Raw genomic sequence first — 223 nt, 5'->3', positions numbered from 1 at the left:
CGGGAGTCGCGGGACGCCGCCCCAGAACAGCTGCGAGCCGATGATGCCGATGACGTGGATCCCGATGAGGTTCACGATCATCGCCCGCGCGGTCGCGGTGCCGACCTCGACGGGGCCGCCCCGCACCCGGTAGCCGTAGTAGCAGCCCACGAGCACCACGAACGTCGCCATCGCGATCGTCTTGATGCCGGAGAACAGGTAGTCCTGCGGCGACTGGAACTTC

1 protein-coding gene is annotated in these 223 nt (G+C 67.7%); it reads right to left on the bottom strand.

Features of this window, described 5'->3' with window-relative positions; all coding sequences use genetic code 11:
• A partial coding sequence (locus tag SK069_RS20370) for an ABC transporter permease (protein ID WP_319956073.1) occupies positions 1-223 on the bottom strand: 223 nt, incomplete at both ends.

Origin of the sequence: Patulibacter brassicae (assembly GCF_033949425.1) — a bacterium.
GTDB classification, from domain to species: Bacteria; Actinomycetota; Thermoleophilia; order Solirubrobacterales; family Solirubrobacteraceae; genus Patulibacter; species Patulibacter brassicae.
This window is presented reverse-complemented; position numbering and strand designations above follow the sequence as displayed.